Genomic DNA, 26,876 nt, shown 5'->3' with positions numbered 1-26,876 from the left:
CGAAGTCCATTCAGCTGGGCGGAGGCGTGAGCTTTGGCGGCGGCAAGGATGCCGACAAAAGCGGCGGGAAGGACGGCGACAAGGACCAGAGCAATATCGGCACCGACGGCAAGGGAAGGTCGCAGGCGGAAGCAAGGCGACGCCGAACTCGAAGTTGGCCAGCGCGCACGGTATCAGCATGGGCGTGCCCGTCGTCATGGGCGCCAGCGGCCAGTCCAGCTCCACCACGCTCAGCGGTATCAGCGGCGGAACGGTCGTCATTCGCGACGAAGCGGGGCAGAAGGCGCAGACAGGACGAACGGCGGCCGAGGTGATCGCCGGACTGAACCGCGACACCACGGGTACGTTGAACAGCCTGGATCCGATTTTTAACGAGAAGGAGATTCGGGCCGGGTTCGAGATCGTGGGGGAAGCTGGCCGGCAGGTGGGGCAGTTTTTGGTGAATCGGGCGCGGGAGATCGAGGCTCTAAATGCGCGAGCCAAGGATGAGACATTGTCCCAGGCTGAGCGCGCCCAGGCCGCTGCCGCTGCGGAGAAGCTGGATAGTGAGTGGGGTCCTTCGGGTTCTTACCGCCGCATCGTGAGCGCGATTTCAGCGGCTGCGGCCGGTAATGTGACAGGCAGTGCTGGTGGCTTCGTCCAGGCGGCCGCAGTGAATTATCTACAGGGCCTAGGGGCATCTCAAGTTAAGAAGCTCGCCGATTCCTTGGGTGATGGAGCTGATTCGGAAGCGGCGCGCGCTCTTCTGCATGGAGTTGTGGGGTGCGCTGGTGCGGCGGCGAGCGGCGGCAATTGCTCGGCCGGTGCTTTGGGCGCTGCAGCGAGTTCTGTCCTTGCCAAGCTGATAGGAATGGCCGCGGGGGATGACCTATCCGCAGAGGAGCGTGAAGCGCGAGGCAATTTGGTCGCCAGTGTTGTGGCCGGCATGTCCGAAATAATTTCGGTGGATGCCACCACTAGCACCATCGCGGCTGTCACGGAGCTGACCAATAACGCCCTCACCTTGTCTGAGTTGAAGCGATTCGCAGCAGAAGCATCCACTTGCGAAGCACTTGGCAATTGCGACGAAGTCCAGGATAGGTACCGGAAACTCAGCATCGACAACCAAGAAACCATGATCGCCGTGTGTGCGGCAGACCCGAACCGTTGCCGGGAACTCTATGGTGAATTTGTCGAGCAAGTGACGGAGTATCGTGAGGAGCTAGATAAGTTAACTGGCACGAATCTTCCTGCGGCCCTCAAGAATGATGTTGCCATATACTTTCTGCAGCATGCGGAAGCAGTCAGTTTGGCTCTTCACACTGAAATCGCCGCCGATCTGCAAAAAAGATATGGTGTGAGTACAGAAACGGCTGCAAGGCTAGTGGCGGCTGCGAGTGCGGTGGCTGGATCGATAAAGGGTGCAAAAGGCGTCGAAATACCACCTTCGGCGAACAAGCCTCTCGGTTTGGGTTCGACTGGTAGATCTACGCCTGCTAATTTGAACGAAAAGCTTGCAATGGAACAGGCTATTTCAAATCCCGCTGCTGGTCGTCCACTGCCGGTTCCGATGACTGATTCCCGATGGCCGGCAACTGATGGCTGGGTGAAATCAGCGCAAAATATTAATGGAATCGAAATTCACTATGTAAGAAACTCCATTACTGGAGCAATTGATGACTTCAAGTTTAAGTGAGTGAATATATGCTTGCTATTTGCAAATCAAATCTGGGTAGCGCTATCCCCTCGGCCGAGCGCTATTTAGGCGAGGTGGATCAAACTAATTATTCTCCTTTGAGTGTTGGGGAGAGTTACGTGGTGTATGCCTTGCTGTTTATTTTTGATAGGGTGGATTTTTTGGTGCGAGCTCCAGAACAACCACCTTTCTGGGTTCCGAGCAGCTTATTTCACTTGGTTGATGCTAGGGTTTCACCAGATTGGGAACTTTGCATCACACAGTCACGATCAGACTACAAAGTTCTTTTTAATGCATTTAAGATTAGCCATGTAATGGGGTATCCGTTGCTAGTTAATGATTATAACCATTATGTGGGAATTGCTGAGAGAAACCCCGTAGAGGTGCTGCGATTTATGGAGAGGGAGCTAGGCTGCACACCAGACTCACTTAAGGGTTTGATGGTGCAAAAGGCGCAGGAGCGCTAGAACATCTAGGCCCCGTAGCTGTGTGGTACGCAATTGATAAATTACAAGGCCAGTCCCATGATTTATTCCGCTATTGTCGACTCGATGTGTCCAGATATTGAGGAGGAGGTCTCAGTTGTCGTCACTGGTCATGGGTTGACGTGTTTCGCGAGCTACCTACCATTTCCTCTGGAAGTCGGGGGGCTTATAAAGCAGCATTGCTACCCATGGTCTTTGATGAATATATCGTTCGAGAGATTTCTTCCAATCAAGAACCCTCGATAACTCGACAAGGCATAGACTATTCATATCATGTGTTAGGCGAGTTAGCGGACGGATGGTTACGCTGTGGAGGGCTGGAGTTTTTTGATGAAGTGCTGTTAGCAAATTTTGGGTTTCTATCTAACCAGATATTATGTGAAAGATTGATAGGTTGGATATTGCGATTTTTAAGATTGTTAAATCGAAATTTAAAGCCAATGCACATCTGTTCGGCAACCTTGAGCAGGTCCAGGCAATCACTGATCGATGGCTCGTCGAAAATAAGGTGTAAATAAGGTGTCAGACTGCAATTTCAGGGCGGTCCTGCCGAAAAACGTAGTCTGACACCTTATTTCGCGAGATCGTGGGGGAAGCTGGCCGGCAGGTGGGGCAGTTTTTGGTGAATCGGGGCAAGGAAATTCAAGGCGCTAGGGAGCGTTCGGAAGATAAGTCGCTTTCGTACGCTGACCGAGCTAAAGCCGCCCAAGAATATGCTGACCTGGAAAGCAAATGGGGCAGTCAAGGGACGTCTAGCCAATGGGCCACGATCATTTTGGGCGCGGTCAGCGGCAACGTGACCGGGAGCAGCAGCCAGTTCATCCAAGCTGCAGCCGTCAATTACCTGCAGACCCTGGGCGCAGCGAAGATCAAGGAGTTGAGTGGTGCGCTGGGCGGCGAGGGTTCCGTCGGGCACGCAGCGCTGCATGCGGTATTGGGTTGCGCGGGGGCTGCTGCGCAAGGCGCATCGTGTGGTGCCGGCGGTGCGGGCGCGTTTTCTGGGGTTGTGCTGAGCAAGCTGCTGGAGAGCATGGATGGAGCCAACGCCAAGGATTTGTCACCTGAAGAGGCGCAAGCGCGAGTCAACCTGATCAGCAGCATCGTCGCAGGGATTGCTGCGTCGATTGATCCGAGTGCGGCAGTGCCGGCGGAAATCGCGGCGCGCATCGAGGCGGAGCACAACAGCCAGTATCAGAACCGCGACAAGGTTGCGCGGATGAAGGCGGATATCACCACTTCGGCGATTGCTTCTTGCGGCGGTGACGATGCATGTTTGTCTGCGGAGTTCGCTCGGGCAGACAAGATGGCGGCAGCGTACGACGTTGCGCTGACACTAGGCCACTACCCAAAGCTGAGCAAAGAAAAGACGGACATGCTCGCGCAATCGGTGTTAGATCTGGCGCCGGGGGTGTCCAATGCGAGTGCGCTGTACGAGCTTTTGACGGGCAAAACTGCGACAGGCGACGATGCAAACCGATACTTCGCCGCGATCGGATTGGTGCCGGTGGTCGGCGGGATGCTGAAAAAGGGTGGCCAATCGGTTCATGCGTTCGCGATGGCGGAAAAGGCGCTTGATGTTGGGAAGGTGGGGGGGGAAGGCCGAGATAGTTGGGGCGAAAGGAATTGGCGCCACGGGTCAAAACTTGCCCTCTGTTTTGCCAGATAACTTGACTGGTTATGCTAACCCGAAAGATATTCGGTTCACGCAGGACAGTGTGTCGAATACATTCAAAGATGACCAAACTCTTCAGTCGACAATTGACGGGTTGAAGTCAGGGAAAATCTCTGCAGATGACTTGCTTCCTATCCGAGTATTTGAGAAAGACGGAATGGTCTACAGTTTGGATAATAGACGTTTGCTTGCTGCGTCGGAAGCGGGTGTGCCAATAAAAATTGTTCCAGCTACCCCTGCAGAGGTTGCGAAGGAAGGATGGAAAATGACTACGCCCAATAACGGTGCGATTATTTGTATTCGAGGCGTTTGTAAGTGAGGGGCATATGAAATTTGATCGAGTTAGGGATATACACACAAAAGAGGATCTTGCGGATTTTATTGGGGAGTTTAGAGAAGGGTTGGTGCTTAATCCCGATGACTGGGAAAATCCTAGCTTAGAGAGTTTTTTAGCTGCAATGGAAATCTGGATTAGGTCTATAGATATGTATGCAAAAAACTCTGGAGATAGTGACGTTGTTAGCCCTAGCTGGCGAACTTTTGCGAAGATATTATGTGCATCGAAAGTTTATGAATAGTTGTTCTGTATAGGCTTTACTGAACCCTGGCTCAGGGTTTGTGTTGTTTCATCCGCTTACTGCAAGTGTCGTTTTTCGTTGCTCGGCTTGGTCGTTGTGTATTGACCCAGTGAAAGTCTGCTCACCTCATATTCGCGTCGTAAGCACCTCTGTCAAGTGGACGTTGGCGGATAGTCGATGGGAGCGAGGGTTAACCGTAGAAAATAAGGCGTCAGACTGCAATTTCAGTGAGGTTATGCCGGAAAACATAGTCTGGTACCTTATTTTCAGGAAATGGATCTATGTTCAATCAGAATTTATTGCTTATCTATCGACTGTTTATCTCTAAAGGCGGTCGAAGAGCAAATTGGATAGAGGAACGGTTCGGCTTCGATGGCGGTATTGCACTATCTCCTGATGACCGAAGGAATGAGCTGTAGGCGTATGAAACTCTTTTCTCGCCGGGTCAAAAAGCAGAGCTTGAGCAACTTTATCCAGAATTGTTGGATGAGATGAATGGAGTCCCTTACCCGCAATGCGGTGAGCGTCTTGATGCACTGGCTTTTATTCAAGAAATTTCAGCTACTGCATTGTGGAAATATTGTCAGAGAGGGGGGTAGAAAATTTCGTCAGAGATTTTGACCGCCTTGACATCTCTGATGAACGTATCAGGCTTTACGATAGCGCGCAAAAATATTAAGGGTACGGCTCGAAGAGACGGAGTGAGTCTCGTAGCGCCAGCATCGGCTACTCCACCGGTGGCTCGCAGAATGGCTTCACCCTTGAACTGGGCGCCTCGGTCGGACGCGGAAAGGCCAACGGCCGCGACGAAAGCTGGACCAACAGCAATATCACGGCGGGTAATGTGCTGGCGATGCAGTCTGGCGGCGACACCACGCTAAAGGGCGCGGCGGGCCGCGCTGATCAGATCATCGCGTCGGCGGGCGGCAACCTGCTGCTGGAGAGCTTGCAGGGCAGCGGCAAGTACGACTCCAAGAACAAAAGCGCGGGCTTTGGCGTGAGCCTTTGTGTCCCGCCGTATTGCGTAGGTTCGAGCAACGTCTCGGCCAACGCCAGCACCGGCAAGATGCACAGCGACTTCAAGTCCGTCACGGAACAGACGGGTTTGTGGGCGGGTGACGGCGGCTACCAGATCGATGTCGAGAACAACACCAAGTTGGTAGGCAGCGTCATCGCCAGCAGCGACCAGGCGGTGGCCGATGGCTTGAACAAGCTGACCACGGGCACGCTGGTTACGGAAGACATCAAGAACACCGCCAAGTACAGCGGCAGCCAGGTGTCGATTGGGGGAGGTTTCGGATTTGGTGGCGACGCCAAGGCGAGCGACTCGGGCCTGGGCACGACCAAGGGCGGTCAGGTGGCTGGCGGAGCAACGAAGGATCACGGCACGTCGGTCTCGACTGGCAGCAGCGGCTTTGGGATGGGTACGCCGGTGGTTGTGGCGGCAAGCGGCAACAGCAGCTCGACTACGAAGAGCGCGATCAGCGGCGGCACGATCGTGATCCGAAATGAGGCCGCGCAGCAAGACCTTACCGGGATGACGGCAACAGAAATGATCGCCGCGCTGAACCGGGATACGACGAATACGTTGAATGCGCTGAAGCCGATCTTTGACAAGGAGAAGATCGAGGCGGGGTTTGAGATTGCGTCGGAAGCTCAGCGGCAGGTGGGGCAGTTTTTGACGAATCGGGCGCAGGAGGCTGATGCGCTGAAGAAGGAGATGGATGCTGAGCCTGAGGGTCCGCGCAAAAGGCAGCTTGCTGCGCAACATGCCGAAGCCGCTAAATGGGCGCCCAATGGCCAGTATCGTTTGATCGCTACGGCAATAGGCGCGGCTGCGGGTGGCAACGTCACCGGGGAGCGACTCAGTTTGTTCAATCGGCAGCCGTGAACTATCTGCAAGGTCTGGGCGCGTCGAAGATCAAGGATCTTTCGGGCAGTGTGGGCGGGGAAGGTTCCCGCGGGCATATCGCGCTGCATGCAGTGCTTGCCTGCTCGGGCGCCGCTGCTCAGGGTGCGAACTGCGGAGCCGGCGCGGTAGGTGCCTCGGCCAGCATCGTGGTCAACAGCCTCCTGCAAAAGATCTCGGGCAAGGACTCGGAGATGCTCGGTGCCGAGGAAAAGGACCAACGCGCCAACCAGTTGGTTTCGATCATCGCGGGCATTGCGGGCGCGCTATCGCCGGAACAAGCGGCGACGATTGCGAATGCTGCTCGTCTCGAAGCGGAAAACAATACGCTTCGGGATCACACACAGGTTCGCTCGGCGAGGTTCGACGAGAAGGTTAAGGCCTTGGCGGACTGCGTGGGAGAACGGTCATGCCAGACCGCTGCGGGCCACTTTGAAGGCTGGATTCGGGTTATTGATGAGCGAGATCTTCCCGCCTGCGGGGGAGTTGGGATCTGCATTCAAAACAGGCTCGCCGAGCGGGACGCCTATACGGCGGGGCTGGCAACGGCTATCGGCAGATTGAAGGATCCGCTGATAGCGGGCATGGATTTGCTGGATGCGCGCAATAAGGGTCTCTATGATCGTTTGACGCTGAAAGACGCGTTGGTTCGTTTTCAGTCGGGGACGCCAGACTACACGAGCGAGGCAGATCGGTTCGTCCTCGAGGCGATGATGTCGTCACCGGTGGTGTTTGCGGCGGTTAAAAGGTTATCGGCGCTAGATAGTGACGGTGGCGGTGGGGCGCGGCCGGGGAAGACGGGGGGTAAAGGCGGGCCGGGTAGCTCAAAGGAAAGTGAAGAAACCTCCGGGTCTATTGCAGGATATAGGCTGATCGACCAAACCACTGGGAAAAAGATCCAGTTTGGAAGAGTTGAAAATCAAACAAATCATAAGTTTAGGCACGTTGAGGCGGCGGGATTTGAGCGGGAAGTCGTGGGCCGTGCTATTCAAAAGGATTTGTCGAAGGTTGGAGTCGATCTTAAGGACGGTCCGCATACTGGATTTGTGATCATAAACGGAACTAGGCTTGAATATAGTGCCTTTAAATTTCCGGATGGAAAAATTAATGTGGGGCGCATTACTCCGCCAAGGATCCTCAGATGAGAAGATTAAATCTTAACGAGCGTGCGTATATAGAAAAAATGATCATGTCTTCTGGAGTCGGCAGGCTCCTAGTGCTGAGGCTGGATGATGTGATGGTGGAGAGCATCGAAGATGGAGGAATGGGGAGTTTATTGTTTCTTTCTCCCCGTCCAGGACGTATTCTGGGAAAAGAAATTGCGCGTGGGGAGTTCAAAGATGAAGATGGAGTTTGGGTTATGGTTGTCCTTAGTTTGGACAATTTTGGAGATTTGTACGAGTTAGATGTTTGGAAAACCGATTTTTCTAAACTGAAGAGTTTTCCCTAGTTCGATCTGTCACGGTCATGTTCGCTGTTGGGAAGGACTGGAAAATAAGGTGTCAGACTGAGCTCGCCCGGGTTTTCCGGACACCCGAAGAAGTAGACAATACTTGAAGGAGGTGTCTTATGGATAAATCCAAACCCGAAGCTAAGCCGAGCGATGCCAAGCTCCAGTACCACAGCCGAGAATTCAAAATCGAGGCAGTGCGGCAGTTGGAGGAAGGCAAGATCAGCGGTACGCAGTTGGCACTGATGCTTGGCGTGAAGCGCTCGATTATCTACCGATGGAAGAAAGAGCTGGCAATGCACGGGCCAGACGTTTCGTTTCCCGGCAAAGGCAAAACGCGTTCCGACGAGCAGACCGAGATCCAACGCCTCAAGCGTCAGCCTGCCGAGGTCACTGAAGAGCGCGACATCCTAAAAACAGCGGCAGCGTACTTTGCGCGGGAACTGCCGTGAGGTACGCCTTTGTGCAGGCTCATCAGCAGCAGTTCCGGGTCGCTCGGCTATGCCGGGCGTTGCAGGTCAGCCGCAGTGGTTATTACGAGTGGCGACGTCGCGCGCCGTGTGCAAGACAGCAAGAGACGTTAAGTTACTGGCGGCGATCGAGCAAACGCATAGGGCTTATCGGCAAGCGTACGGTACCGAGAAGACTTGGCGCGCGCTCAATGCCAGTGGTGTGGCTTGTGGCAAGCATCGCGTTGCACGCTTGCGCCGCCCGGCGGGCATCGAGGCACTGCGTAAGCAACGGTTCCGCAGACTGAAGAAACACTCGCTACTCGGGCCGGCACCGAACCGCCTGGAACGACGGTTCACGGTGCATTGCCCCAACAAAGTCTGGGTAGGCGATATCACGGTGGTATCGACGTGAACAGGTTGGCTGTATCTCGCGGTACTGCTGGATCTTTACTCGCGCTCAGTAGTCGGTTGGAGCATGCCCGACAAGCGAGACCGAAGTCTGGTTATCCAGGCATTGTTGATGGCCATGACCAGGCGCAAGCCGCAACCGGGACTGATGCATCACAGCGATCGAGGCGCTCAAGGCGGAGCGTCCGACGTCACCGTCACAGGTTCACGCCTGTCAGCAGGGGACAACGCCATCATCAAGGCAGACGGCGACATTCTGCTGCAAGCTGCGCAGAACACCTTTGAGCAGCACACGAGAAACAAGAGCTACAACGGTAGCGTCGGCATTGGGGCCTCAGCGAACAGCGAAGACGGTATAGGCGTGATGCTGAACCTTAGTGCCGGTGGGGGCCGAGGGCGCGCAGACGGCAAAGACGCTAATTGGACGTATACCGATGTCAGTGCTGGCAACGTGCTGGCATTGCAATCGGGCGGGGATACCTCGCTGATCGGCGCGATAGCAAGCGCCGATCAGATCATCGCCTCGGTCGGCAAGAATCTTCAAATTGAGACTCTGCAAGATACCAGCACCTACGTTTCCAAGCAGCAAAGTGCTGGCGTCCAAGCAAGTATCTGCATCTACGGCTACTGCAAAAGCTCCGTCTCCGGCAACGTCTCGTAAGGCCGGATGGACAGCAATTTCCAATCCGCCACACAGCAGGCGGGGATGAAGGCGGCTGACGGCGGTTTTCTGGTCAACGTTGGCCAGAACACCACGTTAACTGGTGGCGTCATATCGAGCAGTGAACAGGCTGTGGCAGACGGCCTGAATCAACTGTCCACCGGCACGCTTGTCGTCAAAGACTTGCAGAACACGGCGCGCTACAAGGCAGATCAGGTCGCATTGAGCGGCGGATATAGCTGGGGCGGCAGCGGGGAAGGAGACGCGAAGAAGGGCGATGTCGGGACGAACTCGAAAGGCCAGGCGGCTGGCGGCGCGGACAAAGTGCCAGGTACGAGCCTGCCGACAAGCAGCAACGGAGCTTCCGCCGGTCTGCCCGTGGTTGTCGCGGCTTCTGGGAATGCCAACTCGACTACATACAGCGCTATCAGCGGCGGCAGCGTAGCCATTCGTGATGGGGCTGGCCAACTTGCCCTGACCGGCAAGACGGCGGCGGAGACGATCGCGGCGTTGAACCGGGATACGTCCGATACGTTGAATGCGCTGAAGCCGATCTTTGACAAGGAGAAGATCGAGGCGGGGTTTGAGATTGCGTCAGAGGCCCAGCGGCAAGTGGGGCAGTTTTTGACGAATCGGGCGAAGGAGGCTGATGCGCTTGAGAAAGCGATGAAGTCTGAAAACGATCCGACGAGATACGCTGAACTCGAGAGCCAGTACAAGGATGCCAAACTTTGGCTCCCGGGCGGAACCTATCGTCGGATTGCGAATGCCGTCATGATCGCAACCGGCAGCAATGTGACCGGGGCAGCCGCGGATATCGCCCAACGGGCGCTCGTGAGCTACGTTCAGCAGTTGGGTGCTGCCGAGGTTGGCAAGTGGGTCAGTAGCGGCATCATCCGCGATGGCTCTGCGGAACATGCTGCCTTGCAGGGCATAGTCGGTTGCTCTGCCGCCGCGGCAAGTGGCCAAAGCTGCGCGGCCGGCGCTACAGGTGGCGCTGCGGCTGTGCTCATCAATGCTCTGCTTGATAACACTCAGGGGAGTTCGAATGAAGAGCGTGAGGCGCGACGCAACTTGGTGGCTTCGCTTATTGCCGGTGCAGCAGCAGTGGCAGGCGCGGACGGAATTGCCACGATTACAAGCGCTGCGATTGCCGAGGTGGACAATAACTCGCTCGATCCGAAGCTTCACGAGAATCTGATCAATCGTTTTGCGCTGAGCGACCAGCTACAACCGGAGGAGTACGAGGACCTCATCCAGCGAATGAAAGCCGCAAACGCGGAGGGTACGCAGCAAGCGCTGGATCAAATGAAGAGCGTGTTCGGCCCTGAGTCGTTGGAAGCAACACGAGCAGAACTGGAAGCAATGCTTGGTGGAAATTCAGCATGCGGCCAAGTACCGGCTTGCGCATTGCAACTGAAAACCTCGATCAAGGAACTGGATAGCCTTCTTGCACAGTACAAGACGCAAAGGGAACTGACGCCAAAGGTCGATGCTGCGCTGATGATATTCGATCTCGCTACCAGTGGAGTTGGTGGTGTGATTCGAGGTTCGGTTTTCGATGCGGTCCGAATGAGCGCGACGCGAGCTGCCGGGGGTTCGCTGGAGATGGCAGCGGCGAAAATAGCCTATGCGGATGGCGCTTCCTGGACGGTGCGCAATGCTGAGGTGTTGGCTGCGGACGGGAAGACCGTGCTGGCGCGGCAGAATCCCATAACCGGAAAATATGATTCTGGCGGGCCTAGGCTGTTGAGCGACGGGTCGAAGCCAAAGTCGGAAATCTATTTTCGAGTGGAGGGTGGCGGAGCGGGAAGTGCTACAAGTCAAAATAGAATAACGGTAAATGCAGATGGAACTATCAGTATTAAGCCTGGATGCTCTGGTCAGCTGTGTGTGAGTGTCGGGGGAGCGGATCATGCCGTGTATTATCTAAATAAAAAGCACCCTGATGGAACTGTCATCGTATTTGAGGTGGATGCTGGTCTCCATAAGAAGATAATAGAGCGGGCAATCCCGCAGAAGCCTATCCCGGGGATTTCGCGAGATCCTAATGCACCAAAAATCGTAGATCCTACAACGCCAGGGACGTCGCTGGAATTGCCGAAAATGTGGGAGCTGCTTCTGGAAAAACACTCTAGCAATGCGAGAGTTTATTCTCAAAGTGATTTTTTAAAGGAATTTGGAAAGTGATTTTGAACAATGAAACGGCAGATCGTTTGTGGTCAGGGGAGCTTTGCATAGGTTTTATTGTGCATATGGGGAAAATTCGCTGGTTGATCGATGTCAAAGATAATTTCTCTCTTAATGCTGAAATCGACTATCGAGCTTATCTGGAAAAAAAAATAATTTCGGAATCGCAATATGAGGCGGCATGCCGTGCATTTAGAGGGGGGATTCTAAATTTAACATCGGATAATTTTCTTGAATACTTGGGTCCACGGATCGGTCATGTTTATTCAAAATCAGATTTGATGGGTTTTATGTTTCGAGGCACTCACGATCCTGTCAGTATTTTGGATAAGGTGGAAAGCAGTCTGGTCACAGGTGGGGGCTTAGCTGATAGTGAGAGTAGGCGCGCACAAATAATGGCATCCAGGTTGCCCTTGTTTTATATAAATTTTGATCGAAAAATGTACATGCATCTTGAAAAAAATAGATTCCACGAGAAATCTGCTGGTGTGGAGTGGTTTGCGCAGTACGGGGATTTTTTAGCGCTGATTCCCGATTCGGAAAGATATTGGATTTTCGGTGGAAGAGATTATTGGAAATGTAGGTAATTAAATAGAAGTAATTAAATTAAGCGGAAAGAAAAGGCCGTCGCAGATTAGTGAGTATCTCCTCGTTACGCTGGGTATAAATGATGCGCAGTTTATGCCCCGGTTAACTATTTCTCCGACTTCTTAGCAGCCATTGTCTCCTCGATGGGGAGCTTACGAGCGCGCTCGACGTAAACATATGTCTTTGTGGAGTCTTTGGTGAATCGCGCAAAGAAAAGCAGGTCGCTGAAAAATCCTTGTCCAGCGCAGCCGAGAAAGGAATAGCCACTGGCACTGAGAAAATAGGAGTGCTGGTGGGTCATTGCAGCGTGGGCAACAGTAGTTCGACTACGCAAAGCGGCATCAGCGGCGGCACGATCGTCATTCGTGACGAGGCGGGGCAGTTGGCGCTGACCGGCAAGACGGCAGCGGAGACGATAGCGTCGTTGAACCGGGACACGACCGATACGTTGAATGCGCTGAAGCCGATCTTTGACAAGGAGAAGATCGAGGCGGGGTTTGAGATTGCGTCGGAAGCTTAGCGGCAGGTTGGTCAGTTTTTGACGAATCGGGCGAAGGAGAAGCAGGCGGCAGAGAAGGCGCTATCCGACGCGATCACGACAGGCCGTGCCACTGACGCATCGAGCATGAGCGCGCTCATGGACGAGCTGCAGCGCACTCAGGACTGGAGTGCAGGCGGCAAGTATGGCTTGGTCTTGTTAGCGTTGTCGCGCGCGGCCGGCGCAAACGTCACGGGATCGACCGGCGCATTCGTGCAGTCGGCCGCGGTGAACTACCTTCAAGGCCTTGGGGCAGCCCAGGTGAAGCAGATCGCCGATAGCCTAGGTAGGGATCCGCAGTCGGAGGCTGCGCGCGCGGCATTGCACGGCATCGTGGGGTGCGCAGGCGCCGCAGGCCAAGGCGCAGCTTGCGCTTCGGGCGCCTTGGGCGCGAGTGCGGGCAGCATCCTCAACAGCCTGATGGGCTTGCCCGAGGGCCTAACCCCCGAGCAAATCGAAGCGCGGCGCAATCTGGTCACAAGTCTGGTGGCAGGCATAGCGAGCGTTGCGGAAGCGGATGCGGCAACGGCCGGTACTGCGGCGGCGTTGGAGACGTCGCAGAACTGGGCACAGCTCGCAATTCCTGCAGTTGGCGCGGCGGCGGGTAAGTGCGCGACGACGCCGAGCTGCCAGCGGGCGGTCATGTATGTGTCGGACAAGACCGCCTACGTTGTCGTGCAGATGAAGGACGGCGCTATTTATGTGGGAACGGCTGCGCTGGTGGGCATTGCCGCCGCGTCCGATGCGGTAGGAAACTGGGTGTCGGAATTCGTGGACAGCGCAGTGGGGCGCGAGACGGCGCTGCCGGGTAAGCCTGGAGAGGTGGTGCGCGTGGATACGCTGCCGCCGCTGCCTTCCGAGAAGGAGACATTTGGTTCGGAGATCCCGGCTTGGCCGGGTGAGCCGGCTGGGTCCATTGCAGTACCGGGCAGCGGGGAGGGGGACGTTGACAACGGAGCTACGATCAGCACTCCAAACAATGGTCCTATTATCGTCGATCCGATCTTTAGCAGAAGTAAGGAGGTGGAGCAAAGGGCTAAGGAACTGGGCTATACGAATAGAATTTCACCGCAAAGGGCGCCGTTTGATTCACATGGATAAGTCGTATTCTGGAATGGAAAAAACTACATTACGCCTGATGTTGACGCTCATAATGTGTCAGAAGGTTGGAAGGTATTTGATCGTCGCGGAAATAGAGTCGGCACGTACGATAGAGACTTGAATTGGATAAAAAAATGAGTTTTAGCATAACTCTGGGCAAAGAGGTGTTGACAGAATTCGATGAGCCGGTGTTGCAGGGCCAAATTGAAATCGATGGGCATACTGAGGATTTCTTTGCGCCGACAGAATATTGGTCTAGAAATGAATATTTAAGTAGTTGGAAGAAATCATTAACGCAAGGTTTGCGAGAAGGTGATCATGCCGTATTGGTGACATCTATGCGCGATCCGGAGGTAAGTAATTTCATTTTCTATTGGATAATTTTTATAGAGGGCGGGCAGGCTTATGTTCAAAATAGGATCTTATTCCTTGAGGAAATTTCCGAGCCTTTCGATCCCGGAAAAATAAATTCTTACGTGTCTCGGAGGGCGGAGTTCAACGAGGACGGTCTTGAAATATCTCAATGGAAGGTGGACGTCTCCTCGATTCGCGATTTCCTTGATGAACTTTCAAATTAGTAGTCTCATCCGATTCGGCTGCTTTTGGGAGCAGGGCTCGACCAAGAATTGCAAGTGCTTGGCCGGGCCGGCAGCGACCTGAAGATCCTCGCAGCGGCCAAGGCGGATCAACCTACATCGTCGTGGCCGGCTCGGACCTGGCGGTAGGCCCCAACATTCTGCTGGATGCCTAAGGCGACATCCTGCTTACCGCCTAGCAAAATACCGCGAGCCAGAAAACTGACGGCGAGAGCAGCAACGCCAGTATCGGCGTGGGCTTCTCCTGCGGTGGAGCCGAGAAGGGCGTCAGGATCAACCGGGCGGCAAGCAGCAGGCGGCAGCAAGAACAAGAGGGATGGTAAGGATACGACGCGGAACAACGCCCATGTCCAGGCCGGCAACTACCTGACCATGAACTCCTGCGACGATAAGGACTTGCTCGGCGCGCAAGCCAGCGCCGGTCGGATACTGGCGACGGTAGGCGACATCCTTATTATCGAAAGCCTGAAGGACATCAGCCACTACGCCGCGAGAGAGCGCAGCTTGGGCGTGCAGTAGACCCTGTGCATACGCGCTGTGCTACGGCGCCAACGCCGTCAGCCGCAATTACGGTCATACCAAGATCAATAGCCGGCTACGCCCGCGTGTCAGCCAGGCCATGTTTTCAACGTCGTTAATCAGAATGGGGTTATCCGATATCTAGATGGGCAGACCGGGAAGCCGGCTAATATGAATAATTTTAAGACGCTACAGTTGCTGAGAACTAACTAATGATTACCTATGAGAGTGCGCTGGAGCGAGCTAACGCGTATTTAAAAGACTCAGATATTCCTCTGCAGTTAACGCATGAGGGAGAGTTTTCTGAGGGATGGTTCTTTTGCTATCAATCTAAAGAGTATTTAGAGACAGGAAGTTTTTCGGCTCAGCTGGCTGGAAATGGACCGTTCCTAATTGATAAAGAAACAGGGGAGCTTCATGTTCTAGGGACTGACAAGCCTCTAGAAGAATATCTGGATCAATATGTGAAGAACAAGTTAGGAAGATAAGATCTATTTGTTGGCGCAGCGGCAAATGCGGGGTCAATTAGTCATATCTCTGCAGTGAATCTTCCTAAAAAGTCAGTCTAAGATGATTGCTGATTTTGAACCAGCAGGGTACCCAACAAAACCAGTAGAAAGATCAGTTAGTGAAAGAAAATCTGAGCAATGTTGCGTCGCAGGACTCAAGGTTGGCGGCTGCTGTGAACGGTAGTGGAACGAAAAATCCGAACTTTTCTATAGGTCAAGGCACATCTTTCGAAGCTAATCAATTAGGAAAAATCTGGATCGGTGATGATGCTAGGCCTATCTCCGGTGTTCCTGGGGGCTTTATTAGTGCTGATGGGGCACGTGTGTACAGACCGCCTGCAGGGATCGGCGGCTTTGACGTCTACGTCGGCAAGCACACGCAATTGGACGGGGCCGTTATCGCCAGCGACGCGGAAGCGGCGAAGAACAAGCTGTCCACGGAGACGTTCGGCTTTACCGATTTGCAGAACAAGGCCGCATACAAGTCCACGACTGTCGGTCTAAACCTCGGCATGTCGGGTGCGTTCGACGTCGCAAATAAGGGCGGCGCGAATGGGCTCGGTCCCTCGGGATTGAGCTTGGGTCACACCAGCGGCAGCGCTTCCGGCACGACCTACGCCGCCATCGCGCCAGGCACGATTGAGGTGCGCTCGGACAAGGATTCGGGCCGCGACAGCACGGCGGGCCTAAGCCGCGACACCGCAGGCGCGAATGGCAGCATCGGCCAGATCTTCGACAAGGATAAGGTCCGCGAGCAACTGGAGTTCCAACAGGCGTTTGGCCAGTTGGGGATGCAGATTGCGGGGGATGTCTTGAAGGGTCTCGCGAAGGAAAATCCTGATGTATGGGGCGAGGGTAAAACGGGCAGGATCGCCGTGCATTCGATTGTCGCGGGGGCTGGGGCGGCACTTGGAGGAGGGAACGTAGCAGCCGCTATCACCGGTACCATCGCGGGAGACTTGACTGCTGCGGCTGCGAAGGACGCCATTGACAATGCTATGCAGGGTTTACCTCCGGCAATCCAACGCGAAGTGGCCAACCTAGTACTGAACGTGCTCGCCTCTTCGGCGGGAGCACTAACGGGTGGGTTAAGTGGTCCGAATCCCTTGATAAACGCCGGAAACGGCACTGGTATGGTATGGGATTCTATCAAGGCGACTCAACCCCCATATCCTAGTTCTGTGATTCCAAAGTCTTTTGAACTTTCTCTGTTGAGCGGCCCCAAAATTTGGGTGCATGGGAATGCTACAGAGCATATGGCTGAATATGCGAAAAATGAAGGCTATAAATTTCACTCGTGAAGCTGTTCGACTTTCTTCACAGCAATAGTTGACCAGTCTGCAGGCCGCTGTGGATTCCGCTAGCAAAGGAGGAGTCCCCTACGGAAAAGTCATCAATGTGGAAGGATGGGAACTTATATTTTCACCGCCGAGGGCGTCGGGAGGGCTACCGGCTTTGATTCACGCGTTGTCTAAAATGTGACAGAAATGGATATAAAAATATCAGCACCGCTTCAAGTGGAGTTCGATTTGCTTGAGAGTGATGATAGGTTGCCTTCTGTGAAGTTCAGGTTCTGTGTCGACACGGCTCGAATGGCAAGCTCACTACATTGCTCTGGTGAAATTTGGATAACTTGCAGTGCATTTGATTGCTTCCTCAGGGGGCTTGTGGAAGGTGAAAGGCCGTCGAGATTGGCAAGTATTGACGAGAGATTTTTGCTAGAAATACTGGAAAATGATAGTGGGATTTTTTTCCGCTGGTCATGGAAGCTAGAAGGCTCGTTCTCATTTTCGACGAGTTCATTTGTGGAAATACCCATAAATGAGGATGAGATTTCCGCGATAAGAAATGTTTTTGATTCGTTCCCCAAGTGGTGGTGAGTACCCTGTTGAACTGTATTTAACGAATTTGAGTTGTCAGTATCGGAGGTTTTCATAACGAATAGGTCGCCGTCCTTTAATGAGAGAAGGCGCTATCCGACGCGATCAAGACCGGCGGTGCCAACGACGCGGCAAGCATAAGCGCGCTCATGGCTCAAGTGCAGCGCACTCAGGATTGGAGGCAGGCGGCAAGTATGGCTTGGTCTTGTTAGCGTTGTCGGGCGCGGCCGGCGCAAACGTCACGGGATCGCCCAGCGCATTCGTGCAGTCGGCCGCGGTGAACTACCTTCAAGGCCTTGGGGCAGCTCAGGTCAAGCAGATCGCCGATAGCCTAGGCAGGGATCCGCAAGCGGAGGCTGCACGCGAAAATGAGGTGTCAGACTGCAATTTAGGGGAGGCTTGCGGTACAAGGTGGTCCGAAACCTTATTTCACACCTCATTTCCAGAGCAAATCGCCTTTGCGCTTCGGCGATGCGATTACTGCGGTTCTTGAGGCAGGAAAGGACTATGAGACGCTTTATCGGCATCCGAGTGCGATCTTGCGTGAGCTTGTCGTTGTGAATGGCGTGGTACGTACCAAGCCCGTCGCCGTGAAGAAATACAAGGATGCGAAAACGTCAACGTGGACAGGACTCCGCTTCCGATCGGAGGGAACTCGTAAGGCATTTTAGAAAAGCTTGGCCGCCAGTCAACGCGCACGACCCCATGCAAGCCGCCTCGGCGGTCCATCCTAGCCGCAGCCCCCGCCCCCCCAAAAACCTACCCCGCCCCCCGCCGATAAACCGCCAGCATCCCCGCCAGCCCAATCATCACGCCGCCACAAACGCGGTTCAGCCACCGTAACCCCGAGCCTCTGAACACCCGCACCATCTGCGCACCCAACGCCGCATATACCAGCATCGTCAGCACATTAATCGTGGCGAGTACCCCCCCCACAATCGCGTATTGCACCAATAGCGGTGCCTGGGGATCAATAAACTGCGGCAAGAACGCTGACATGAACAACAGCGCCTTGGGATTGGTCAGCGCCACCAGAAAACTGCGCATCCCCAGCGCCAAGCCGGCCGGTCGCTCTATATCCGTAGCCGCAGACGGCAATACCAACGCAGCATCCGACCGCAGCATCTTCCAGCCCAGATAGGCCAAATACGCCGCGCCCAACCATTTAATAATCTGGAATGCGACTTCAGACGCGGCCAGCACCACTCCCAAACCCGAAGCCACCGAGCCGACCAGAATCAAGTCGGCCAGTACCGCGCCGGCCATGCCCCAGCTGGCGGCGCGCACGCCGTGGCGCGAGCCGTTGCTCATGGCAAGCAGCGTGGTGGGGCCGGGGGTGATGATGGCGACGGCCGAGGCCAGGATGAACAACAGCAAGGTGGCGGTGGACATAAAGCGGGCTCCTAGGCAGCGGCCAGTTTGATCTGGCCAGCGCCATTCGTCCAGGTCCGGCTACCATATCGGTCTTATTCTCAGAATTCCCACCATGTCCACGCGTTCCGACTCCCCCCATCTTGCCCCTCCGCTTTCCTCCGTACTTCTTTCCAGCGCGGGGGTGGTCGAGAGTGTGCTGGACGGCCGTTCCCTGACGGACGCGTTGACCGATGTCAGCGTTGCCTTGCGCCCGGCGACCCAGGCGGTATCTTTTCATGCGATGCGATACCTGGGCTGGGCCGATGCCGTGGGCCGTGAGTTGGTTCAGCGTTATCCCAGCGTGTTGTTCGAATCGCTGCTGCTGGTGTCGCTGACGCTGCTGAAAGAAGAGGGCGAGGCCGCCGCGCAGTTGCCGGGCATGCCGGTTTATGCGGCCCACACGGTCGTGGACCAGGCGGTGACGGCGGCGTCCAATACGCGCAGCCTTGCGTCGTTCAAGGGCATGCTCAACGCCTGCCTGCGCCGCTTCCTGCGCGAGCGGGTGGCGCTTGACGCTGCGGTGGCCGACAGCCCCGAGGCGCAGTGGAACCACCCGGGTTGGTGGGTCAAGCAATTGGGCATCGCGTATCCGCAGGATTGGCAGCGGATTCTTGAATCGGCCAATGTGCCGGCGCCGCTGACGCTGCGCGTGAACCGCCGCCGCGCCAGCCGCGAACAGGTCCTGGCGGCGTTTCAGGACGCGGGCCTGGAGGCGCAACCGGTCGGTCAGGCCGGCCTGGTGCTTGGCAGCCCCAAACCCGTGACACAGTTGCCCGGCTTTGCCGAGGGGTGGTGGTCGGTACAGGACGCGGGTGCGCAGTTGGCGGCCGAACTGCTGGCGCCCACTGACGGCATGCGCGTGCTGGACGCCTGCTCGGCGCCGGGCGGCAAGACCGCGCACCTGCTGGAACTGGCCGATATCGATCTGGTCGCGCTGGACGCCGACGGCGAACGGCTGGAACGCGTGGAACAAAACCTGGACCGCCTGGGGCTGGCCAGCAAGCGCGTGCGCCTGGAGGCGGCCGATGCGGCCGACCTGGACGCCTGGTGGGACGGCAAGCCCTTCGACGCCGTGCTGGCCGACGTGCCCTGCACGGCATCGGGCATCGTGCGCCGCCACCCCGACATCCGCTGGCTGCGTCGCGAAAACGACGTGCGGCGCACCGCCACCTTGCAGGCCAGGATCCTGGATTCCCTGTGGAAGACCGTGGCGCCCGGCGGCCGACTGCTCTATGTGACGTGCTCGGTTTTCCCGATCGAAGGGGCGCGCCAGGCGCTTGAATTCCTGCAACGCCACCCCGAGGCCCAACGGCTGGATGCGCCCGGCCAGTTGCTGCCAGTTGCGCTCGATGCAACACCGGTCGAGCAACATGACGGCTTTTTCTACGCCTTGTTTGCCAAGCAGTCCTGAATCACCAAGAATAGGGGCATGACGGTGTTGCGGTGTCGTATGTCCACTATTTCGCGTTTATTTCTAGGGTTGTTGCTGGTATCTACCTTGCTTTGTTCCGTGCCGGGCGGCGACGTTCATGCCGCCGAGCCCCGGGTGACGCGGGTAGAGCCCGCGGTACGCAATGGCAAGCTCGAGATCGATGCCGACATTGAATTCGAATTGAACCAGCAGTTGCGGGACGCCGCCCAGCGCGGCGTCCCCTTGTATTTCACGGCCGACCTGACCATGACGCAACAGCGCTGGTATTGGTTCGACAAGTCGCTGGTGGACACCTCACGCACGTGGCGGGTCGTCTATAACGCGCTGACGCGGCAGTGGCGCGCGGGCGTCGGCGAACTCTCGTTTCCGGTGGCCTCGCTGGACGACGCCATGAGCGTCATCCGCCATATCCGCAACTGGTCGGTGGCGGATGCCGCCGATTTTGACGCCGGCGTGCTGTACGGCGGGCAGCTGCGGCTGCGCCTGGACACCTCGCTCTTGCCCCGGCCGTTCCAGGTGAATGCACTAAATAGCAGTTCGTGGGCGCAAGGCACGCCCTGGACGGAGTTCTCGTTCATGCTGAGCGACCAGGAGAAAGATCCCTCATGAGGCTATTGCTTCGGCTGGCCCTGATGGTGGGGGCCGTAAGTGGCCTGGCGTTGCTGGGCCTGCTGGCGTGGTCCACGGGCAATGCGTCGCGCTTTGCGCGTTACTACGATACGTTGCTGGTGCTGAACGGCATTTTCGCGCTGGCGCTGTTTATCTGGGTGGTGGCGCTGACGGTGCGCTTGGCGCGTCAGATCCGGCGTCGGCAATTTGGCGCGCGGTTGACCGCGCGCTTTTCGTTGGCCTTCGCCTTGATTGGCGTCGTGCCGGGGGCGCTGATCTACACCGTGTCGGTGCAGTTCATGTCCCGCTCGATCGAATCCTGGTTCAACGTGCGGGTCGATACCGCCCTGGAAGCCGGCCTGAACCTGGGCCGCGCCGCCCTGGACTCGCTGCTGGCCGACCTAGACGCGCGCGCGCGCTCCATGGCCGTCGAACTGAATCGCAATACCGATAGCGGCGTGACGCTGGCGTTGACCCGTCTGCGCGAGGCCAACGGCGTGCAAGAGGCCATGGTCTTCACGGGCAGTGGCCGCATGGTGGCGTTTTCCACCAGCCAGTACGGCCAGTTGCTGCCGGCGATGCCGCCGTCCACCGTCATGAATCAGTTGCGCCTGTCGCGCGGCTATTCCGCGGCCGAAGCCGACGATCCCGTCACCCCGGGCGCCGAGGGCGGGCTGCATTTGCGGGTCGTGATCCCGCTGACCGGGCCCGACCGCTACGACAATCTGCTGGGTGCCACGTCCGAGCCGCGCTGGCTGCAGCTCTTGCAACCCGTGCCGGAACAGATCGCGCATAACGCCAATCTGGTGCAGCAGGGCTTTCGGGATTATCAGGAACTGGCCCTGTCGCGGCTGGGGTTGCGCAAGCTGTATGGCATCACCCTGACGCTGGCGCTGCTGCTGGCCGCGTTTGGCGCTATTGCGGTGGCGCTGTCCCTATCCAAGCGCCTGGTGCGCCCGCTGCTGAGTCTGGCCGGCGGCACGCAGGCGGTGGGCGTGGGGGATTACCGGCCGCTACCTGAACCCCCGGAACGCGACGAAGTCGGCCAGCTGACGCGGTCGTTCAATGCCATGACGCGCCAGCTGGACGAGGCGCGCCGCATGGTGGAAAGCAATCGTCAGCAGTTGGAACGGTCCAACGTCTATCTGGAAAGCGTGCTGTCGAACCTGTCGTCCGGGGTGCTGGTGTTTGATGAGTCGTTCCGCGTGACGACGGTCAACCAGGGCGCGCAGACGATTTTGGGCGTCGACCTGCGTTCGGTCATCGGCCGGCCGTTGGAAACCGTGGACGGCATGCTGGAATTTGCGAACATCGTGCGCCAGGCGTTCTCGACGCACGCCGCGGTGGGTTCCGAGCGCCAGCACTGGCAGCAGCAGTTCGAGATCGGCCCGGCCCAGGCCGATGCGCCCACCGCGCCTCAGCCCCTGACGCTGCTGGCGCGCGGCACCCATCTGCGCGTGGACGGGCGCGGCAACGGCTATCTGGTGGTGTTCGACGACATTACCGAAGTGATTTCCGCCAACCGTACCGTGGCCTGGGGCGAAGTCGCGCGTCGCCTGGCCCACGAAATCAAGAACCCGCTGACGCCCATCCAGCTGTCCGCCGAACGGCTGGCCATGAAGCTGGAAGGCAAGCTGCAACCGGCCGAGGCGCAGATCGTGCAGCGGTCCACCAATACCATCGTCAACCAGGTGGCTTCGCTAAAGCAGATGGTGGACGACTTCCGCGAATACGCGCGCACGCCGCCGGCCGTCATGCAGCGCATCGACTTCAATGCGCTGGTGGCCGACGTGCTGTCGCTATACGGCTGGGAGCCGGACGGCGGCGTTTCCCGCGCGACGGGCAAGGCCTTGAATCTGGATGTGTCGCTGGCACCGGGCCTGCCCGAGATCGAGGGCGACCCGACCCAGCTGCGCCAGGTCATTCACAACCTGCTGTCCAACGCCCGCGACGCCATCGCCGAGTCGGGCGGCCAGGGGCGGGTCAGCGTGACGACGCAGTTGATGCGCAGCGAGCAGCCGGATCGGGCCGACCAACAGGCCCTGAGATTTACCGTTGCGGACACCGGGCCGGGCTTTCCGGCGCAGGTGATGCAGCGCGCGTTCGAGCCCTACGTAACCACAAAGTCCCACGGGACTGGGTTAGGATTGGCAATCGTGCGCAAGATCGTTGAAGAGCACGGCGGGCGTATCGACCTTGCTAACCGCAAGGAAGGGGGGGCGCGGATTTCCATCTTGTTGACCCGGTTGGCGGTGACCACCGGGGCAGACACTATGGACGCGACCGCGCAAGAAAAGGATAATGCGGCTACGCAATAGGTGGGATGCTTTATGGCCAGAATTCTGGTGGTTGACGACGAAGTTGGTATACGCGAGCTTTTGTCGGAGATCCTTTACGACGAAGGACACACGGTCGAACTGGCCGAAAACGCAGCGCAAGCGCGCGCCGCTCGCCTTCGCATGCGTCCTGATCTGGTGTTGCTGGACATCTGGATGCCGGACACCGACGGCGTAAGTTTGCTGAAAGAGTGGGGCTCGCAAGGGCTGCTCGATATGCCGGTGATCATGATGAGCGGCCACGCCACCATCGACACGGCAGTGGAAGCGACGCGCATCGGCGCCATGGATTTCCTGGAAAAGCCCATCACGCTGCAACGGCTGCTCAAGACCGTGGCGGCGGGTTTGGCTCGTGGGCGCGCCCCGCACCCGGCGCCCGTCGCCGTGCATCCGGCCGCGGTCAGCCCGGCCGTGGCGCTGGAAGACGAGCTTGACCCTCCCGTGTTGACGACGGCGCCGGCCAACGAAGTGCCCGTCACGTCCAACGGCCAGCTTGGCAGCATTTCGCTGGACCAGCCCCTGCGCGAAGCGCGGGACGAATTCGAACGCATCTATTTCGAATATCACCTGGTACGCGAAAGCCACAGCATGACGCGTGTGTCCGAGCGCACCGGCCTGGAACGCACCCACCTTTATCGCAAGCTCAAGCAATTGGGCATCGAGTCGGCGCGCAAGCGCAGCACATGAAAATCCTGATCATGGGCGCTGGTCGCGTAGGCACCAGCGTGGCCGAAAACCTGGTGTCCGAGCAAAACGACATCACCGTGGTGGATACCGATCCCACGCAGCTTCGGTATTTGCAGGAACATTTCGACTTGCGCGTCGTCCATGGCGACGGCTCGCAGGTGTCGGTGCTGGAAGCCGCCGGCGCGGCCGATACCGACCTGTTCATCGCCTGTGCGGCCTCCGACGCCGCCAACATGGTGGCCTGCAAGATCGCCCGCCAGCTGTTCAATATCCCCCGCCGCATCGCCCGTATTCGCTCCGCTGAGTTCCCCGAACACCCGGAACTCATGAGCGAAGAGGGCTTTTGCATTGACGCGCTGATCAGCCCCGAGCGCAGCGTCACCACCTACCTGCATAGCCTGATTGAATTCCCCGAAGCCCTGCAAGTTGTGGAATTTGCCGAAGGGCGGGTCAGCGTCGTGACCGTGCGCGTGGGGCATGGCAGCCCGATGGCGCATTCCCCCGTGGACAAGTTGCGCGACGTCTGGCCCGACGTGAAAGCGCGTGTCATTGACGTGCTGCGGGGCGGGCGGCCGCTGCGAGCGGGCAGCGGCACGGTGATCGCCCCGGGCGACGAAGTCGTGCTGGTGGTGGATTCGCGCGATGCGCGCCGCGCCGTGCGCCAGTTGCGTGATGCCGAACGCGCCGTGCGACGCGTCATGATCGCGGGCGGCGGCAACATCGGTTTGCGGCTGGCGCGCCAGCTGGCCGAAGAAAAATACAGCGTTCGCATCATTGAACGCGACCTGAAGCGTTGCGAATACCTGGCGACCCAGTTGCCCGACAGTGTGCTGGTCCTGCACGGCAGCGGCACCGACGAGGCCCTGCTGGAACGCGAAAACATCGAAGACATGGACACCTGGCTCGCGCTGACCAGCGACGACGAAGACAACATCATGTCGTCGCTGCTGGCCAAGCGCCTGGGCGCGCGCAAGGTGATCGCGCTGATCAACCGCCAGGCCTACGGCGAACTGATGCAGGGCAGCCATATCGACATCGCCGTATCCCCGTCGCAAGCCACGATGAGCGAACTGCTGCGCCACGTGCGGCGCGGAGACGTGGCCGCCGTACACCGGCTGCGCCAGGGGGTGGCCGAGGCCCTTGAGGCCATCGCGCACGGCGACCGGTCCACGTCCAAGGTAGTGGGGCGGCCGGTGGGTCAGATCAGCCTGCCCAAGGGCGCCAGCATCGGCGCGCTGGTTCGCGACGACGAAATCATCCTGCCCGACGCCGATACCGTCATTGAAACGGACGACCACGTGATCGTCTTCGTCCCGTCGCGCCGGCAGATGCCGCGCGTGGAAAAGCTGTTTCAAGTTTCGGCGTCCTTTTTCTGATGCACGCACTTTTCAAGCTCCGCCGTGGGCCGGGCGCCGCCGGGTAGGCTGTCATGAAACGCGTCCTGGGCACCCTGTACATATTGGGTCTGACCATGGTGATGTTCGCGCTCACCATGCTGATTCCATTGCTGATCGCCTATGTGGGCGGCGATGCCGCGCGCGATGCGTTCCTGCATGGCTTCCTGATTTCGATGGGCATCGGGGGGACGCTTGCCGCGTTGACCCGGCGCAGCCGCTGCGAACTGCGCGCCCGCGACGGCTTCGTGCTGGTGTCGGCCGTGTGGGCCGGCCTGCCGTTGCTGGCCTCGATCCCGTTGATGCTCTACTTTCACCGCGCCGGCTTGCCGCTGTCGTTTACCGGCGCCTATTTCGAGGCCATGTCCGGCCTGACGACCACCGGCGCCACGGTGCTGACCCACCTGGACACCTTGCCGCCATCCATCAACCTGTGGCGGGCCACGCTGATCTGGATCGGCGGCATGGGCATCCTGGTGTTGGCCGTGGCGATTTTGCCGCTGCTGGGCGTGGGTGGCCATCAGGTCGTGCGGGCCGAGACCCCCGGGCCCATGAAAGACGAACGGCTGACACCGCGCATCGCCAGCACCGCCAAGGCGCTGTACGCGGTGTATTTCGTGTTTTCGATCTTGTGTTTCCTGGCGTACCGCGCGGTGGGGCTGTCCTGGTTCGAAGCCTGGTGCCACATGGCCACCACGATGGGCCTTGGCGGGTTCTCCACCTGGGACGACGGCTTTGCGCACTTTGACTCCGTGGCGGTCGAGATGGTGGCCATGGTCTTCATGTTGATTGCCGGCATCAACTTCGCCACGCACTTCAATGCCTTCCGGCAGCGCAGCGCAAACGCGTACCTGCAATGCCCGCAAGCCATTCCGTACCTGGCCGTCGTGCTGGGCGCGGGCCTGGTGATTTCGGTGTTCCTGTACATCAAGGGCGTCTACGCCGAGCCGCTGGAAGCGTTGCGCTACGGCATGTTCAACACCATTTCCATGGCCACCACCACCGGCTATGCCAACACGGATTTTGCCCAGTGGCCCCTGTTCGCGCCGCTGACCATGTTGCTGCTGTCGGGGTTTGCCACGTCGGCCGGGTCCACCGGGGGCGGCATCAAGATGATTCGCGCGATCCTGCTGGTCAAGCAGGCGCGCAACGAGCTGGTGACGATGCTGCACCCGCATGCCGTCAGCCCGGTGCGCATCAACGACCGGGCCGTCGAAACCCGCACCATGTCGTCCGTGCTGGCTTTCATGCTGTTTTACGGGCTGTCCATCGCCGTGTTCACCAGCCTGCTGTTGCTGTCGGGGCTGGACCCCATCACCGCGTTCTCGGCCATTTTTGCCAGCATCAACAATACGGGGCCCGGCCTGGGCCCGGTTGGCCCCATGGGCAGTTTTGCGGTGCTGTCTGATTTCCAGATCTGGGTATGCACCTTCGCCATGCTGATCGGGCGCCTGGAATTGCTGACGGTGCTGGTGCTGTTCACGCCCATCTTCTGGCGCAAATAAGGGTCGCCGGACTCCGTTTTTGATCAGGGATAACCCGCTTCAGGGTTATCCCACCCCATCTCGAAAACCGCATATTTCCTGCCGATGCGCGCCCGATCGGCCGGGGACCCGCGCCGTTCCTGAGTTGTAAGCGCTTGCTCACTTATCTTCAGAGGGAAAAACGAGGTGCGTCGCGATGTTGCACACAAATGTCACGATTTTCAATCGTTTTGCCACAAACCTGCGGCTATCATCCATTTCACAAGCTGCCGTCTAGTGCCCCCCGGGACGTCTCCGGGCTTCAAGGTCG

The 26,876-nt window shown here is 57.7% G+C and carries 26 protein-coding genes and 2 pseudogenes; 27 read left to right on the top strand and 1 reads right to left on the bottom strand.

What is annotated here, in order from left to right:
• Positions 1-178: 178 nt before the first annotated feature.
• The 21 genes and pseudogenes from AC0Z35_RS05870 to AC0Z35_RS05770 all read left to right on the top strand — a co-directional run bounded on the left by AC0Z35_RS05870 (position 179) and on the right by AC0Z35_RS05770 (position 16,632).
• The gene (locus AC0Z35_RS05870; RefSeq protein ID WP_319302128.1) at positions 179-1,675 is read left to right on the top strand and encodes a hypothetical protein; all 1,497 of its coding nucleotides are present in this window, start codon (positions 179-181) and stop codon (positions 1,673-1,675) included.
• Between the two features lie 8 nt (positions 1,676-1,683).
• Positions 1,684-2,142, top strand: coding sequence for a hypothetical protein (locus AC0Z35_RS05865; RefSeq protein WP_319302129.1), 459 nt, complete (start codon positions 1,684-1,686; stop codon positions 2,140-2,142).
• A gap of 640 nt (positions 2,143-2,782) precedes the next feature.
• Entirely contained in the window at positions 2,783-3,826 is a 1,044-nt protein-coding gene (locus tag AC0Z35_RS05860; protein ID WP_485131125.1) for a pre-toxin TG domain-containing protein, read from the top strand.
• Positions 3,804-4,151 carry a hypothetical protein gene (locus AC0Z35_RS05855; protein ID WP_485131126.1) on the top strand — a complete coding sequence of 116 codons (348 nt, stop codon included), beginning with the start codon at positions 3,804-3,806 and terminating at the stop codon, positions 4,149-4,151. Before AC0Z35_RS05860 ends, AC0Z35_RS05855 begins: the two co-directional genes overlap by 23 nt.
• 7 nt (positions 4,152-4,158) lie before the next feature.
• The gene (locus AC0Z35_RS05850) at positions 4,159-4,410 is read left to right on the top strand and encodes a DUF7660 family protein (protein ID WP_485131127.1); all 252 of its coding nucleotides are present in this window, start codon (positions 4,159-4,161) and stop codon (positions 4,408-4,410) included.
• A 721-nt stretch (positions 4,411-5,131) separates the two neighbouring features.
• The gene (locus AC0Z35_RS05845) at positions 5,132-6,301 is read left to right on the top strand and encodes a hemagglutinin repeat-containing protein (RefSeq protein ID WP_485131639.1); all 1,170 of its coding nucleotides are present in this window, start codon (positions 5,132-5,134) and stop codon (positions 6,299-6,301) included.
• Complete coding sequence (locus AC0Z35_RS05840) at positions 6,298-7,464, top strand: hypothetical protein (RefSeq protein ID WP_485131128.1); 1,167 nt, start codon at positions 6,298-6,300, stop codon at positions 7,462-7,464. The genes AC0Z35_RS05845 and AC0Z35_RS05840 overlap by 4 nt, the downstream gene beginning before the upstream one ends.
• Positions 7,461-7,769: a DUF6984 family protein gene (locus tag AC0Z35_RS05835; RefSeq protein ID WP_485131129.1), complete on the top strand. Its 309-nt coding sequence runs from the start codon at positions 7,461-7,463 to the stop codon at positions 7,767-7,769. Before AC0Z35_RS05840 ends, AC0Z35_RS05835 begins: the two co-directional genes overlap by 4 nt.
• Positions 7,770-7,888: 119 nt before the next feature.
• Complete coding sequence (locus AC0Z35_RS05830) at positions 7,889-8,221, top strand: transposase (protein WP_485131130.1); 333 nt, start codon at positions 7,889-7,891, stop codon at positions 8,219-8,221.
• Positions 8,222-8,270: 49 nt separating this feature from the next.
• A complete protein-coding gene (locus AC0Z35_RS05825; protein ID WP_485131131.1) occupies positions 8,271-8,633 on the top strand; it encodes an IS3 family transposase in 363 nt (120 codons plus the stop codon).
• Positions 8,634-8,642: 9 nt separating this feature from the next.
• Entirely contained in the window at positions 8,643-9,290 is a 648-nt protein-coding gene (locus AC0Z35_RS05820) for a hemagglutinin repeat-containing protein (protein ID WP_485131640.1), read from the top strand.
• Between the two features lie 6 nt (positions 9,291-9,296).
• A complete protein-coding gene (locus AC0Z35_RS05815) occupies positions 9,297-11,480 on the top strand; it encodes a hypothetical protein (RefSeq protein ID WP_485131132.1) in 2,184 nt (727 codons plus the stop codon).
• On the top strand, positions 11,477-12,067 hold the full coding sequence (locus AC0Z35_RS05810) for a hypothetical protein (RefSeq protein WP_485131133.1): 591 nt from the start codon (positions 11,477-11,479) through the stop codon (positions 12,065-12,067). The genes AC0Z35_RS05815 and AC0Z35_RS05810 overlap by 4 nt, the downstream gene beginning before the upstream one ends.
• A gap of 293 nt (positions 12,068-12,360) precedes the next feature.
• The gene (locus AC0Z35_RS05805; protein WP_485131134.1) at positions 12,361-12,588 is read left to right on the top strand and encodes a hypothetical protein; all 228 of its coding nucleotides are present in this window, start codon (positions 12,361-12,363) and stop codon (positions 12,586-12,588) included.
• Between the two features lie 117 nt (positions 12,589-12,705).
• Positions 12,706-13,707: a hypothetical protein gene (locus AC0Z35_RS05800; RefSeq protein ID WP_485131135.1), complete on the top strand. Its 1,002-nt coding sequence runs from the start codon at positions 12,706-12,708 to the stop codon at positions 13,705-13,707.
• A gap of 15 nt (positions 13,708-13,722) precedes the next feature.
• Positions 13,723-13,845: pseudogene (locus tag AC0Z35_RS05795) on the top strand (hypothetical protein); the annotation flags it as partial.
• Positions 13,842-14,285, top strand: coding sequence for a hypothetical protein (locus AC0Z35_RS05790; RefSeq protein ID WP_485131136.1), 444 nt, complete (start codon positions 13,842-13,844; stop codon positions 14,283-14,285). The pseudogene AC0Z35_RS05795 and the gene AC0Z35_RS05790, both read left to right, overlap by 4 nt.
• 165 nt (positions 14,286-14,450) lie before the next feature.
• Positions 14,451-14,822: a hemagglutinin repeat-containing protein gene (locus AC0Z35_RS05785; RefSeq protein ID WP_485131137.1), complete on the top strand. Its 372-nt coding sequence runs from the start codon at positions 14,451-14,453 to the stop codon at positions 14,820-14,822.
• Positions 14,823-14,924: 102 nt separating this feature from the next.
• Positions 14,925-15,035: pseudogene (locus AC0Z35_RS05780) on the top strand (hypothetical protein); the annotation flags it as partial.
• On the top strand, positions 15,035-15,310 hold the full coding sequence (locus AC0Z35_RS05775) for a YrhB domain-containing protein (RefSeq protein WP_485131138.1): 276 nt from the start codon (positions 15,035-15,037) through the stop codon (positions 15,308-15,310). The pseudogene AC0Z35_RS05780 and the gene AC0Z35_RS05775, both read left to right, overlap by 1 nt.
• Positions 15,311-15,450: 140 nt before the next feature.
• Positions 15,451-16,632: a hypothetical protein gene (locus tag AC0Z35_RS05770; protein ID WP_485131139.1), complete on the top strand. Its 1,182-nt coding sequence runs from the start codon at positions 15,451-15,453 to the stop codon at positions 16,630-16,632.
• Between the two features lie 1,338 nt (positions 16,633-17,970).
• On the opposite strand, the gene AC0Z35_RS05765 is transcribed toward AC0Z35_RS05770, so the two are convergent.
• Positions 17,971-18,603: a LysE family translocator gene (locus AC0Z35_RS05765; RefSeq protein ID WP_485131140.1), complete on the bottom strand. Its 633-nt coding sequence runs from the start codon at positions 18,601-18,603 to the stop codon at positions 17,971-17,973.
• Positions 18,604-18,697: 94 nt separating this feature from the next.
• On the opposite strand from AC0Z35_RS05765, the gene rsmB reads away from it, so the two are divergent.
• From rsmB to AC0Z35_RS05735, 6 genes are read left to right on the top strand one after another with little or no spacing between them, the layout of a single operon-like run.
• Entirely contained in the window at positions 18,698-20,035 is a 1,338-nt protein-coding gene (gene rsmB / locus AC0Z35_RS05760) for a 16S rRNA (cytosine(967)-C(5))-methyltransferase RsmB (RefSeq protein ID WP_219991344.1), read from the top strand.
• Between the two features lie 18 nt (positions 20,036-20,053).
• On the top strand, positions 20,054-20,665 hold the full coding sequence (locus AC0Z35_RS05755; RefSeq protein WP_046803149.1) for a DUF4390 domain-containing protein: 612 nt from the start codon (positions 20,054-20,056) through the stop codon (positions 20,663-20,665).
• On the top strand, positions 20,662-22,983 hold the full coding sequence (locus AC0Z35_RS05750) for a sensor histidine kinase (RefSeq protein ID WP_046803150.1): 2,322 nt from the start codon (positions 20,662-20,664) through the stop codon (positions 22,981-22,983). The genes AC0Z35_RS05755 and AC0Z35_RS05750 overlap by 4 nt, the downstream gene beginning before the upstream one ends.
• A gap of 12 nt (positions 22,984-22,995) precedes the next feature.
• Positions 22,996-23,688: a response regulator gene (locus tag AC0Z35_RS05745; protein WP_046803151.1), complete on the top strand. Its 693-nt coding sequence runs from the start codon at positions 22,996-22,998 to the stop codon at positions 23,686-23,688.
• Positions 23,685-25,064 (top strand): Trk system potassium transporter TrkA, encoded by a 1,380-nt coding sequence (trkA, locus tag AC0Z35_RS05740; RefSeq protein ID WP_046803152.1) that lies wholly within the window; start codon positions 23,685-23,687, stop codon positions 25,062-25,064. Before AC0Z35_RS05745 ends, trkA begins: the two co-directional genes overlap by 4 nt.
• Before the next feature lie 53 nt (positions 25,065-25,117).
• Positions 25,118-26,587 (top strand): TrkH family potassium uptake protein, encoded by a 1,470-nt coding sequence (locus AC0Z35_RS05735; RefSeq protein WP_046803153.1) that lies wholly within the window; start codon positions 25,118-25,120, stop codon positions 26,585-26,587.
• The last annotated feature ends 289 nt before the right edge of the window (positions 26,588-26,876 follow it).

The sequence above is a fragment of the Achromobacter sp. 1L-A-4-B-C2 genome (assembly GCF_057291955.1).
The sequence above is the reverse complement of the archived record's forward strand: the minus strand, read 5'-3'. Positions and strand labels throughout refer to the sequence as shown.

Bases quoted from the DNA above. Each gene is read 5' to 3' on its own strand.
- AC0Z35_RS05870 (WP_319302128.1), top strand. From the start codon at position 179: ATGGGCGTGCCCGTCGTCATGGGCGCCAGCGGCCAGTCCAGCTCCACC.
- AC0Z35_RS05865 (WP_319302129.1), top strand. From the start codon at position 1,684: ATGCTTGCTATTTGCAAATCAAATCTGGGTAGCGCTATCCCCTCGGCC.
- AC0Z35_RS05850 (WP_485131127.1), top strand. From the start codon at position 4,159: ATGAAATTTGATCGAGTTAGGGATATACACACAAAAGAGGATCTTGCG.
- AC0Z35_RS05835 (WP_485131129.1), top strand. From the start codon at position 7,461: ATGAGAAGATTAAATCTTAACGAGCGTGCGTATATAGAAAAAATGATC.
- AC0Z35_RS05830 (WP_485131130.1), top strand. From the start codon at position 7,889: ATGGATAAATCCAAACCCGAAGCTAAGCCGAGCGATGCCAAGCTCCAG.
- AC0Z35_RS05825 (WP_485131131.1), top strand. From the start codon at position 8,271: ATGCCGGGCGTTGCAGGTCAGCCGCAGTGGTTATTACGAGTGGCGACG.
- AC0Z35_RS05815 (WP_485131132.1), top strand. From the start codon at position 9,297: ATGGACAGCAATTTCCAATCCGCCACACAGCAGGCGGGGATGAAGGCG.
- AC0Z35_RS05800 (WP_485131135.1), top strand. From the start codon at position 12,706: ATGGACGAGCTGCAGCGCACTCAGGACTGGAGTGCAGGCGGCAAGTAT.
- AC0Z35_RS05790 (WP_485131136.1), top strand. From the start codon at position 13,842: ATGAGTTTTAGCATAACTCTGGGCAAAGAGGTGTTGACAGAATTCGAT.
- AC0Z35_RS05785 (WP_485131137.1), top strand. From the start codon at position 14,451: ATGCCTAAGGCGACATCCTGCTTACCGCCTAGCAAAATACCGCGAGCC.
- AC0Z35_RS05775 (WP_485131138.1), top strand. From the start codon at position 15,035: ATGATTACCTATGAGAGTGCGCTGGAGCGAGCTAACGCGTATTTAAAA.
- AC0Z35_RS05765 (WP_485131140.1), bottom strand. From the start codon at position 18,603: ATGTCCACCGCCACCTTGCTGTTGTTCATCCTGGCCTCGGCCGTCGCC.
- rsmB (WP_219991344.1), top strand. From the start codon at position 18,698: ATGTCCACGCGTTCCGACTCCCCCCATCTTGCCCCTCCGCTTTCCTCC.
- AC0Z35_RS05755 (WP_046803149.1), top strand. From the start codon at position 20,054: ATGACGGTGTTGCGGTGTCGTATGTCCACTATTTCGCGTTTATTTCTA.
- AC0Z35_RS05750 (WP_046803150.1), top strand. From the start codon at position 20,662: ATGAGGCTATTGCTTCGGCTGGCCCTGATGGTGGGGGCCGTAAGTGGC.
- AC0Z35_RS05745 (WP_046803151.1), top strand. From the start codon at position 22,996: ATGGCCAGAATTCTGGTGGTTGACGACGAAGTTGGTATACGCGAGCTT.
- trkA (WP_046803152.1), top strand. From the start codon at position 23,685: ATGAAAATCCTGATCATGGGCGCTGGTCGCGTAGGCACCAGCGTGGCC.
- AC0Z35_RS05735 (WP_046803153.1), top strand. From the start codon at position 25,118: ATGAAACGCGTCCTGGGCACCCTGTACATATTGGGTCTGACCATGGTG.